This is a genomic window from Clostridium sp. (genome assembly GCF_036569345.1).
Taxonomy (GTDB): domain Bacteria; phylum Bacillota; class Clostridia; order Clostridiales; family Clostridiaceae; genus Clostridium_AD.
Map to the genome: position 1 here is coordinate 58,712 of NZ_DATCQT010000090.1, position 11,705 is coordinate 70,416.

14 protein-coding genes and 2 pseudogenes are annotated in these 11,705 nt (G+C 30.8%); 3 read left to right on the forward strand and 13 right to left on the reverse strand.

Annotation, left to right across the window (positions count from 1 at the left end):
• Window positions 1-3: 3 nt before the first annotated feature.
• Entirely contained in the window at window positions 4-825 is an 822-nt protein-coding gene (locus VIM70_RS09565) for an SDR family oxidoreductase (RefSeq protein ID WP_331945530.1), read from the reverse strand.
• Between the two features lie 270 nt (window positions 826-1,095).
• Window positions 1,096-1,443 (reverse strand): annotated as a pseudogene (locus VIM70_RS09570) (ATP-binding protein); the annotation flags it as partial.
• A 503-nt stretch (window positions 1,444-1,946) separates the two neighbouring features.
• Between VIM70_RS09570 and VIM70_RS09575 the strand changes: the two are divergent.
• Window positions 1,947-2,477, forward strand: coding sequence for a hypothetical protein (locus VIM70_RS09575; protein ID WP_331945531.1), 531 nt, complete (start codon window positions 1,947-1,949; stop codon window positions 2,475-2,477).
• On the forward strand, window positions 2,474-3,025 hold the full coding sequence (locus VIM70_RS09580; protein WP_331945532.1) for a hypothetical protein: 552 nt from the start codon (window positions 2,474-2,476) through the stop codon (window positions 3,023-3,025). The genes VIM70_RS09575 and VIM70_RS09580 overlap by 4 nt, the downstream gene beginning before the upstream one ends.
• 252 nt (window positions 3,026-3,277) lie before the next feature.
• Here VIM70_RS09580 and VIM70_RS09585 read toward each other — a convergent pair whose 3' ends face one another.
• The 7 genes and pseudogenes from VIM70_RS09585 to VIM70_RS09615 form a co-directional block, all read right to left on the reverse strand.
• Window positions 3,278-3,412, reverse strand: a complete 135-nt coding sequence (locus tag VIM70_RS09585; protein WP_331945533.1) for a hypothetical protein — start codon at window positions 3,410-3,412, stop codon at window positions 3,278-3,280.
• 397 nt (window positions 3,413-3,809) lie between these two features.
• The gene (locus tag VIM70_RS09590; protein WP_331945534.1) at window positions 3,810-3,998 is read right to left on the reverse strand and encodes a hypothetical protein; all 189 of its coding nucleotides are present in this window, start codon (window positions 3,996-3,998) and stop codon (window positions 3,810-3,812) included.
• Window positions 3,995-4,225, reverse strand: a pseudogene (locus VIM70_RS09595) (hypothetical protein); the annotation flags it as partial. The pseudogene VIM70_RS09595 and the gene VIM70_RS09590, both read right to left, overlap by 4 nt.
• Window positions 4,226-4,334: 109 nt before the next feature.
• Window positions 4,335-5,435: a DNA-processing protein DprA gene (gene dprA / locus VIM70_RS09600; RefSeq protein ID WP_331945535.1), complete on the reverse strand. Its 1,101-nt coding sequence runs from the start codon at window positions 5,433-5,435 to the stop codon at window positions 4,335-4,337.
• Window position 5,436: 1 nt separating this feature from the next.
• Window positions 5,437-6,975, reverse strand: a complete 1,539-nt coding sequence (locus tag VIM70_RS09605; protein ID WP_331945536.1) for a YifB family Mg chelatase-like AAA ATPase — start codon at window positions 6,973-6,975, stop codon at window positions 5,437-5,439.
• A complete protein-coding gene (locus VIM70_RS09610) occupies window positions 6,959-7,558 on the reverse strand; it encodes an REP-associated tyrosine transposase (protein WP_331945537.1) in 600 nt (199 codons plus the stop codon). Before VIM70_RS09610 ends, VIM70_RS09605 begins: the two co-directional genes overlap by 17 nt.
• A gap of 723 nt (window positions 7,559-8,281) precedes the next feature.
• Window positions 8,282-8,542 carry a M domain protein gene (locus VIM70_RS09615; protein ID WP_331945538.1) on the reverse strand — a complete coding sequence of 87 codons (261 nt, stop codon included), beginning with the start codon at window positions 8,540-8,542 and terminating at the stop codon, window positions 8,282-8,284.
• A gap of 751 nt (window positions 8,543-9,293) precedes the next feature.
• Between VIM70_RS09615 and VIM70_RS09620 the strand changes: the two genes are divergently transcribed.
• Window positions 9,294-10,118, forward strand: coding sequence for a hypothetical protein (locus VIM70_RS09620; protein WP_331945539.1), 825 nt, complete (start codon window positions 9,294-9,296; stop codon window positions 10,116-10,118).
• 29 nt (window positions 10,119-10,147) lie between these two features.
• Here VIM70_RS09620 and VIM70_RS09625 read toward each other — a convergent pair whose 3' ends face one another.
• From VIM70_RS09625 to VIM70_RS09640, 4 genes are all read right to left on the reverse strand, one after another.
• A complete protein-coding gene (locus VIM70_RS09625; RefSeq protein WP_331945540.1) occupies window positions 10,148-10,378 on the reverse strand; it encodes a hypothetical protein in 231 nt (76 codons plus the stop codon).
• A gap of 2 nt (window positions 10,379-10,380) precedes the next feature.
• Window positions 10,381-10,860: a DUF3990 domain-containing protein gene (locus VIM70_RS09630; protein ID WP_331945541.1), complete on the reverse strand. Its 480-nt coding sequence runs from the start codon at window positions 10,858-10,860 to the stop codon at window positions 10,381-10,383.
• The gene (locus VIM70_RS09635) at window positions 10,857-11,075 is read right to left on the reverse strand and encodes a DUF3791 domain-containing protein (protein ID WP_071614219.1); all 219 of its coding nucleotides are present in this window, start codon (window positions 11,073-11,075) and stop codon (window positions 10,857-10,859) included. Before VIM70_RS09635 ends, VIM70_RS09630 begins: the two co-directional genes overlap by 4 nt.
• A 330-nt stretch (window positions 11,076-11,405) precedes the next feature.
• The coding region (locus VIM70_RS09640) for a PD-(D/E)XK nuclease family transposase (protein WP_331945542.1) at window positions 11,406-11,705 on the reverse strand (300 nt) is incomplete at its 5' end.

Consider the following 11,705-nt stretch of genomic DNA (forward strand, 5'->3'; position numbering starts at 1 on the left):
TCCTTATCCTCTTGTTTTTCCACCAGCTATATTATAAGTTACTCCATGAATATAGCTGGCTCTATCGGACGCCAGGTAGCAAACCAGATCTGCAACTTCGCTTAATTTCCCAGGTCTTCCAATAGGAGTAATAGAACTATTAATATATCCTTTTCTTAAGTCATCTATAGTAATATTACGAGTATAAGATAACGCTGTTTCATATTCAATGGTTCTTAATCCAGTTGCTTCTAAAATACCTGGTGCTACCCCAACAACTCTAATACCTTTTTTACCTAATTCTTTTGCCCAAGATCTTGTAAATGAATTAACAGCATTTTTCGTTGCCGCATAAGCACTTTGTCCTTCTGATCCTTCAAGTCCACATTCAGATGACATATTTATTATTACACCAGAACCCTCTTTAATCATTTCTCGTGCGACAGCTTGAGCACAAAAAAATACACCCTTTTGGTTAACGTTTACAATTTTATCAAAAGTACTTTCATCTAGCTCATATTTCCCATACGGTTCTTTATCATCTACTAACAATCTTGGAATATTTATTCCAGCATTGTTTACTAAAATATCAATTTTACCAAAAATTTTCTTTGCCTTAAGTACCATTTTATTAACACTATCTAAACTTGTCACGTCTGTGTTTATATATATCATTTTGCCATTATCACCATTTTTGTCAAACTGAAGTTCCTTGGAACTCATATCACTCACAACTACATTTGCGCCATTTTCTAAAAATTCTTGTGCTATTTCTTTACCTATTCCTGATGCACCACCTGTAACAATTACTGTTTTTGACCTCAACTCATCCAACCACTTACCCATATTATCCACCCTTCTTATACTTATCCTAACAAAGGACTAAATTGATCTTTATTAAAAATATTTATTTTCTACAATCAAGCTTGACGAAGTTTTATTTTCTCTATTATAATTTTATGATAATACGCGAAGTTTTATTTGTCAATACAATATTTATAAAAAATTTTATTTCTTACCTTTAATACAATTATATTATAATTTTAATATTTAATACCTCGCAATACATTAATTGTAATTTTCTATCCATTATAATTTCTCTGTATGTCCACTTATATCGAGCATTGTCCCTGATATTTTCTGCCTATATTTTAAAACCTCGTAATCCGTACAATGGCATCTTTGTTGACCATAATAACCACAAGAACAAGGATTCATAGCAGCTATAAGCATGAAACTTGATGGATAAACATTGGCATGTTTAACTCTAGCAATAGTTACATTATTGTCTTCCACAGGCTGCCTTAAAGCATCTAAAGTTTTCTTATTAAACCCTGCGATTTCGTCTAAAAATAATACACCGTTATGCGCAAGCGAAATCTCCCCGGGCATAGCATTATTACCTCCACCTACAAGTGAATTCATAGAAGCATTGTGATGTGGTGATCTGAACGGTCTCTCTGTAAACTTGAAAATCTTCTTCGTCTCTAAATATGTCATTTCTATGATTACCACGAGCTATAATATGGAGTAAAGTTACACCCTCTGAAATCTGTGCCAACAAAATACACATCCTGTTTTTTAACTTATTCACTATTTACCTAAACGTAACAATGGATTTTTATCAATGTCATGAAACCTTAGCTTCACGACGAAAAAACTACTTAAATATATTATTGCATATATTTAAGTAGTTCCATACCCTGGCTATCGCCAAGTTTTTTCATCTCTCTTTTACCAAATTTTTCAACTCTCCAACCAAACTTCTCATCTGCTTAATTCGCATCAGATGTCCCATCTTCGCCTTGCCATAGAGCTAGATATAATAAAACAAATTGATATAAACACCTATTTAGCTATTTATATACTTGTATTACCCTTCATACAATAAAATATGTTATAATTTTATATGAAGTAGTTAAACATTATAATAGTTATATTAAACCGAAACATACAGGAGGATATATATGAGCAGTAAAAATCTACAGGATTTTTTGAATAAGAATACAGAAAAAGAATCTAAAGAAAATAGCATAGATTGGGAAGTCCAAAAAAAATTTTGGTTACAGTCAGTAGACCATTTTTATTCTGATGTAAAAGAATGGCTTAAACCATTTATAGATAAAAATCAAGTTCGAATAGAATTTAAAAATATTACTTTGCAAGAAGACCATATTGGAAAATATGATATAGACGCTATGTACATTTATATTTCAAATGAAAAAGTATTTTTTGAACCGATTGGCACTTTATTAGTTGGAGCCCGTGGAAGAATAGACATGAATGGAAAAAATGGAGTAACAAAATTTTTGTTAGTGGGTGAAAGTTCAAAAGGATTTAAAATTACCGTTACAGTAGGGAATGAAACACCTATAAAGACTGAAGATACAACTAAAGAAAAATTGGTTTGGAAGATATCTACACCACTTCCAAATATAAAGTTTTTAACATTAAATAGTGATTCCTTTTCAGACGCTCTGTTGAGCATAATAGAATGATATCTAAAGTATTAGATTCAAGAGGCAGTCAAGGTATCGGTGATATTATTAATTTGTTTAATATATATAAACAGGCTATATATCAATATAAGAATAAAATAGTATCAAATTTGAGTTCCAATATTAGCTTATCAGAAGAATTTTTAGGTTCATCATCTGAAGAGATAAATGATTATTTCAATTATGCTTATGAAGAATTAGAAAATGTCACTTGTTTAAGCTTATTATCTGCAGTAGAAGCAAAATTAAGAATAGATTATCAAAGCCGAGTTTATGAGAAAAAGAAGGATACGGTAAGCAGAAAATTCAGAGATATATATAAAGAAAAAGGCGGTAAACCTCCACTCGATGAAGGCATCCTAAAAGCCTGGATGGACTCTTATCCAGAGTTAAAACATATCATAAACGACTACAAAAGTGCTTTAAATTATCGAAATTGGTTAGCTCATGGTAGATATTGGGTACCCAAATTAGGTAGGAAATACGATATTGATATTATTTATTCTATCTCAGATAATATAATTAGTAATCTAATAAGTATTAATTAGGTATTATAATCTATTTAATTTAAAATCAGTTAACTACATCAATATATGTACTTTACTAATTTCAAATAAAAAGAAAAAATCAACAGGTTGTTCCGAATATTCATTTATACTACGCTTTAGCCATTAGAATAATGTCATGAAACCTAAACTTCACGACAAATAAACTACTAAAAATAAATTTCAGTAGTTCATCCTCACCTAGCTACATTCTCTGATTCCTTTTATTAGGTGGCTGGCTCGTCACCTTAAAAGTTATTTTCCTTCTTTAATTAAGTTATGCGACAATACCAAAGCGCATTTTTCTGTAACAATTTCAGAAATATGTTTTGTTGCATATCCTAACCAAGCTATTATCAATATTGGGAAAAATAAAAAAAAGTCTTTCATGATTGCCCCCCTTTAAAATTATATTATCTATATAATATAAAGATTCTAATTATTTTTTTCATATTCCGTTTCCGCCTAAATTACTAATATTCTTGTTGATTAACCGTTTACACCTACCATACAAATCTTTAAAGGAACAATGAGATACTTGTTTCATTCAATTTGTCCAACTATAAAATGTATTTCCTCATCTCCTTAAAATAATTATATCACTAAGTAATAATTCTATTTAAACTATCGTATTCTATTTTCTGCTATATTTCAACAAATAACGTCATTCTAGAAAATAATACTAAATATACCCTATCAACTTTAACTTATACTCTAGCCAACATGTTCTTTATACTATTAACAGATGATTCAACAAATGAAGAGAATGTAGATTCACCATATAATTTCAAATATTCCTCATCAAATTCCTTCCTTTAGGATTGAGCAGTTCATAAATTATTCTACAAATTATTACTTCATCCGATTCAATATTAGCTATATCAAATATATTAAAGTATCCTCCGGTCTTTTGATAAATCAAATCATACTTTTTTGATATAGCCGAAATCTGTGCTAATAGAATCTTTATATTCATAATATCCCCCTCCTACACTGAATCATTATATTTTCACTACTACACGCTACTTCATCATATATGCCACTAAAGTTTTCATTATATTTTAAAGTCTGAAGATACTTCATAAATGGTACTTTTAAATCATCTCTTTTTAAAGCAAACTCTACTGTGGCTTCTAGAAACCCTAATTTATCACCTACGTCATATCTTCTTCCTTCAAATACATATGCTACCTCTAACTTTTTGTTTCTATTTTTCCACATCATTCAAATAATTTTACCATATTTGACCTTATTATACAAACATCGAGGCGCCAGGATATGACTGAAAGCGCATCAGCTGTACCATCTTCACCTAACTTCGCATTCCTAACATACCACCCACATTTGTTATTACACCTTTTAACTCCATTATTGATATAGTTTCTAAAATATCGGACTTATCCTCTTGAATAACAAGTAACATTTCACCTAAAGACATAGGTTTTTCTTCTATTTGGATAAGTATAATTTTTTCTAGCAATGTTAAATCATCATCTGTCGATACTGTATTTTCTTTTTTGTTATCTACCCTGGTCTTTAACATACAATCAACCAATAATTGAGAGGGTTTTAAATATATTTTAGCCCCTTCGTCAATTAATTTATTTGTGCCTACACTTTCTCTGCTATAAATACTATTCGGAGCCGCAAACACTTGTCTATTTTGCTCCTTTGCGTATGCTGCAGTCAAAAGGGATCCACTTTTTTCCCCTGCTTCCACCACTAAAAGTTTTGTGCTCCAAGCACTTATTAGTCTATTTCTCATTGGGAAATGATTAGCCTCTGGTTTTGTTCCTGGTGGGTACTCTGAAACAACCGCCCCTTTTTCTATAATTCTCTGCATAAGTTCTATATGTTCTTTTGGATAACATATATCAAGACCACAACCTAATATAGCAACAGTATATCCACCTGCTTTTAGGCAAGCTGTATGAGCATACCCATCTATACCCTTTGCCATACCACTAATAATTGGTATGTTATTTTTTGCTAAAAACTCAGCCGCATCCACTGTTATTCTTTTGCCATAATCAGTACATCTACGACTTCCAACAATAGATATTCCAACACTATCTTTTATAATGTTTCCTTTATAATATAAAATAACTGGTGCTTTCTTAATATCCTTTACTTCAATTGGATATAAAGAATCTCCATATGTTAGTATGTTTATATTTAATTTATTACATTCTTTTAGAACTTTTTCTGCGTTTGCTAAAGACTTAGAATTATAGATTATATCCGCAGTTGCCTTTCCTATCCCACTTATGATTACAAGTTCAGATTTAGTAGCTTTGTAAATATTTAAAGGAGTTTCAAAAACATTCAATAATGCTTTTGCTATTACAGGACCTATACCATTAAGTTGTGATAGCCATAACCAATATATGGTGCTATTATTATATGTGACCACTCTATATCACCACCATATTCACTCGTTCCTTGTCCAAATCTCTACACATTAAGGCTTTTGCAATATGACGTTTGCTTAAATTCGCTTCACCATCCATATCTGCAAAGGTCCTCGCTACTTTTAAGAATTTATGAAAAGTCCTTGCACTATAATTAAATCTATCAAAAGCCATTTGTAGAAGTTTTTTGCTATCGTCCTCTAATATACAAAAGTCTTTAATTAAAGAGGGTGTCATTTCTGCATTTGAATTTATGCCCTCAACATTTCTATATCTTTCTCTTTGTATATTTCTAGCAAATTCCACCTTTTGTCTTAGTTCACTCGAACTAATTCCTTTAGAATTATCAGAAAGCTGTATGAAATCTACGGGTAAAACATATTTTTGAATATCTATTCTATCGAGCATTGGCCCTGATATTTTCTGCCTATATTTTAAAACTTCATAGTCCGTACAATGGCATCTTTGTTGTCCATAATAACCACAAGAACAAGGATTCATAGCAGCTATAAGCATGAAACTTGCGGGATAAACATTGGTATATTTAACTCTAGCGATAGTTACATTATTGTCTTCCATAGGTTGCCTTAAAGCATCTAAAGTTTTTTTATTAAACTCTGCAATTTCGTCTAAAAATAATACACCGTTATGCGCAAGCGAAATCTCCCCGGGCATAGCATTGTTTCCTCCACCTACAAGAGAGTTCATTGAAGCATTATGATGTGGTGCTCTAAAAGGTCTCTCTGTTATTAATGTGCCCTTATTTTTTAATACCCCTGACACGCTATATATTTTTGTTACTTCCAAAGCTTCGCTTTCCGTCATTGACGGTAGAATTGATGGTATCCTTTTAGCTATCATTGATTTGCCACACCCAGGAGCTCCAGACATAATCAAATTATGTCCACCTGCTGCAGTTGCCACAATAAATTCTATAATAGCATCTTGGCCTTGGACATCCTGAAAATCAAATAAGTATGGATTCTGTATTACATGATTGCATTTAAAATCTTCTAAAGAACTATAAGGACTTACCCCTTCCAAAAAAGAAATTACTTCTGTAAGCTTTTCAAATCCGAAAATATTTATACCTTTTACTAAAGATGCCTCACGTATATTTTCCTTTGGAACAACTAAATTAGTAATTCCCCTTTTCTTAGCTTCTATTGTCATAGGTAGGATTCCCGAACATGCCCTTATATCTGCATTTAAAGAGAGTTCACCAATAAAACCAAAACTCTCAATTGCTTCTACATTAATTTGTTTTGATTGTATTAATAGCCCTATTGCCATAGCTAAATCAAAGTGTGATCCACTCTTTTTGATATCTCCTGGTGAAAGATTTATAACAATCTTCATTCTTGGAAACTCATATTTAACATGAATAATAGCAGCTTCTAGTCTCTCCTTTGCTTCTTTTACAGAGGCGTCTCCAAGTCCAACAATTGATACAGACGGCTGACCATATATAGTGTCCGTCTCAATTTTTACAACATACCCATCTATTCCGCTAATAGCAAATCCATTAACTACTGCTGCCATTTACACTACCTCCTTGTATCTCATCAATCTTTATTTTAATATCGCTTTCTACAAAGTCCCTATATAACTTATGTTTATTATCTTCTTTAAAATATAATAAGATTGTTTCTGATGAAATAAGTTTATCCTTTTCCTCACCAATATATATTTTATAACTAGACCATTCATACTCTTCGGGCATTTTTACCATCTTTGCTCTAAATGGGTTTAAATGAATATATCTACTTGTCGTTAACATTTGTTTATCATCTTTAATTAATTCCGGAAAATATTTATCCTGCCATAAATGCCCTATATATTTATATTTTTTATTAAAGTAACGCGAATACATAGAATGTAATCTTCTTATTAAATCAGAAACCTCTTTATCATTAGCCTGTATTAATAAATGAACATGGTTTGTCATCAAGCAATAACATATTAATTTATAGTTATATTTCTCATAATATTTTAAGCATTCTTTCATTAATATTAAATACATACCAAAATCAGCTTCGTCTCTAAATATATCGTTTCTATGATTTCCTCGCGATGTTATATGGTAACTTACTCCTGGAAACCATTCTCTTTTAGGTGTGACCATAATTTTTTCTCCTTTTTTATAATTCTTTATAAATTATTGACGTAAAATTATAAGTCTAACCCAAATATAAAATATCACCAAATTTTATTTAATAAAAAAGCCACCGAAGTATAATTCTATACATTTCAGTAGCTTTCCTAGCTGACTATTGCCATTTCTTTTGTATCTATTCTTTTCACTCAACTTTTCATCCCAACCTCTTTACCTTAAATTCGCATCAGATATCCCACCTTCGCTTTGCTAACAGAAAAAAGGATGCCTATAAGACATCCTTTCCATCAATTGGGATTTTTTTTGTTTTACTTGGTGATACCCTCTCACCAATTCATACTTATATTATAACGTATACTTGATAAAAGTAAACACCCTTTAACCTTTTCTATTTTGAATTTAAAGGGTCTATTAATAACTATAAGTAATACGATGTTTTAATAATACATTATTTTTTTACAAAATCCCTATAATGAATATTCTATAAACGACGTGAAACCTAAACTTCACCACAAAAAAAACACTGAAATTATATTTCTATAAATTTCTGTAGTTCTCTCTTCTGGCTATCACCAAGTTTTTTGTCTCTCTTTTACCAAACTTCTCATCTGCTTAATCCGCATCAGATATTCCATCTTCGCCTAGCTTCCGCGTTGGTCGTTCACCCCACGTTCACGACCACCGGGTATCCTTGGCAGACTAGGGTTCGTATCGCTAATAACTTGTAATGATCTATTTTACGGCTCTGCTTTCATTAATTACATTGCCTATCTTATTAATTGTTCCCTCTGTATGTGCAACTTTATAAGTAATATTATCAATCTCTGCTTTATGCGTAGCATTACTATGTTCAATAGCATTTACAACAGAAAATATTTCATCCTGCCTTATTTCCATATTTTTTTGTCTTTCGTCCATGCCCTTTTGACTTTCTTCTATAATATCTAATTTCTTCATCAACATTTCGAACATTTTCTTTGTTTCATTATCCATTCTAAATCACCACCACTATTTTAATTTTCAAGTGAATTAATTATAACATCTTCAAACTTCTTTATCAACCTATAATAATTTACATCTTGCCAATATAACTTAAAGATTCATTTGTCTTTCTTATACTTTATTCTACTGTAATATCATAACTTTATGATTTATAGATATCACATTAATTTTTCATTTACACTACTTATAACCATTAAAACAATGTCATGAAACCCGCCCTTCACGCCCCAAAAACCATAAAATATATACATTAATATTTTGTGGTTTCCTCCTTGCTACCGTTCCATTACAATCTTTTTCAATTTATTACCACCTCTTGTAATTCACACAAACCCTTAAGATATCTACATTGAAACATAAATATATATATATATTACAAAAATACAAAAATACTTTATTAATATAAGTACAAAAATGTCTTTATAAATGAATTTCAAACTTTTAAAACTCTACTAGAGTGAATACCCCCCACGATAAATTTGTAATTCAATAAGTGAATTACTGATAAAGCCTTATAAATCAATGAATTAAGCTAATTACATATCTCATATTTATTTACAAGATTACTATTATTAGAAATTTGACCTAATAATTTAATAATTTTGCTGCAAATCTCCAGCACAAGGTCATATATGTTTACTGGAAGTGTAATACAAACACAATTTTTATTATTTTTCAGGGATTTATTCTAGAGATAATGCTTAGTGATCTAAGCCGAACAAAAGTAATTAGGGGGTTTTTTATGGGAATCAAAATTACGCAAAGATGTATTAGTGAAATACACGACCATTTAAAAGAATATGTAATGGAACATAGCAGCAAAAATAAGAATAGGAAATTTACTTGTTTTAATAAAAGTGCACATAATAATAAGGATGAAGATCCAAGTGCAGCAATTGTGCCTGGGAGCAGCGGAAGGTATTGGAACTGCTTTAGTTGTGGAGCTAAAGGTGATATTTTAAGTGCAGTCCAGTATAAAGAAGGAATAGAGGGATTCCACAATGGAATGAAATTTTTAAGTGCAAAATATAATATCGAAATTGAAACAGAAGACCCTGAAACTTCTACAAAAGGTGACTTTCAGCCGAAACAAAATCTTAATTATCAAAAGGAAACAACAGCTAATTATTATTATGAGGATGAACTTGGAAATATATTATATAAGATCTGTAGACGAGAGTGGTTGGATAATGGCAAAAGAAAGAAGGATTTCATGGCTTATACTAAAGATAATAGTGATTATAGCTTGGGAATAAAGGGTACAAGACATGTTATTTATAAACTACGGTCGGTTTTAGAGGGCATTAAAAATGCTAAGACTATTTTCTTTGTAGAAGAAGAGAAATACGCAGACGAGATTTTCAAGTTAGGACAATTCGGAACTACCACTGCTTTTGGAGCTAGGGGTTTCTCCGCTTATAGTGCAGATTATATTGCTTCACTAACCGATTCTAATATAGTAATTCTGCCTGATAATGATGAAAGTGGTAAGGCTGCCGCCAAGTTTTTTTGTCTCTCTTTTCATCAAAAATTTCTCAACTCTCCAACCCTACTTCTTTTCCTTTAATCCGCATCAGATGTCCCATCTTCACCTTGCTACTTTAAAAACCCTTTATGCTCAATAAATCCATCTTCTAACATTAGTTCCTCTGCCAAATACTTAGCACCTCTGCAATGCAAGTCACTTACACCCTCACTAATTAACTCATATATTTGTGAAGTATAAAAATAATTCATACTCTCCTCTAAATCTTTGCCTGTTCGAATGGAAAATTCAAGTATTATTTTCTTATATAAAGATTGTAATAAGATTTTGTTTGCCTCCATCTTTACACTTCCTTACTGTCTTCATATTTTAAATATTTATCAATGACTTCTTGATTAACTATACACATTTGATGATTGGGTTTGCAGTATTTCAATCTTTTAAGAGCCTCTTCTTTATTAATTAAGTTATCCTGATATAACTCAATTGTATTATAAACTTTATCATCAGCTATGCCACCTACAATTACATCATATTTTAAATAATCTTTACTACCATTTCTAGAATCTAAAATAAAATCTAACCATTCCATATCATAACTCAAAAATTCTTTAACCTTATATCTATTATTTATATCTTCTAAACGCAGGCTATAGCTATTCAAATATGCTTTATGCCCTCTTCTTTTAAATCTATTTGTCCAGTTAATGGCTTGTTCTTGGATTACTGTTACATAAAATCCTTTTCCAAAGTCCAAATCCTCCCTTGAAAAACTTATATGAGGTTTATCTATGTGGCAATAAGATCCATGATATAATATCATATTAAAACGCCCTTTTCTTTTAGCACTTCTATCAAATCTTCTACGATATAATGTTTACTTTGAGAATGTAATGCTTCATAGCAAGGTATAATATAATGATCTAAAACATCTGTATCAAACTTAAGTAATTTATAAGTTTTTTTTGCACCTATATTTAATTTTTCTGCTAGACTTTCTACGCAAAAAATTGTAAATTCTAATACTTTCTCATTCACTCTAATCACCTCTAAAATTCTTCAATATTTCTTACATTATAATTAATTATTATTTTATAAAATTCTTTAATTAATTCTCATTACTTACTATTATTATACCTCAATTGCTTTGTGCTATGTAAATATTTTTTGAAATTTTCTATTTACTTAAACACTATAATGAATATTCTATAAACGACGTGAAACCTAAACTTCACGACAAAAAAACTACTGAAATTATATTTCTATAAATTTCAGTAGCTCTCATCACTGGCTATCGCCAAGTTTTTTGTTTCTCTTTTACCAAATTTCTCAATTCTCCAACCCAACTTCTCATCTGCTTAATCCGCATCAGATGTCCCATCTTCGCCTTGCTTTCGCATATCCCTTCGCATTTACCCTTTTGGTAAATCCTTGCTCTTCCTCCGAGGTCGTTACAAAAATTGGAAGCGGAGCTGACAACTTTTGTTTGCTAATATCTTCTCTAAAAAAGGATAACCATCTTTGTAACTTATCTTCTTTTAAGTTCTTATTTCTTAACTTTCTAAATTTCTCCATCTCTATGAAGTGAATCTCTACTACGTCTGTTAACATGTAATCTTTGACCCCATCTTCCCATAGATGAAAGGTTGTATGGAATTTATCAGGTAT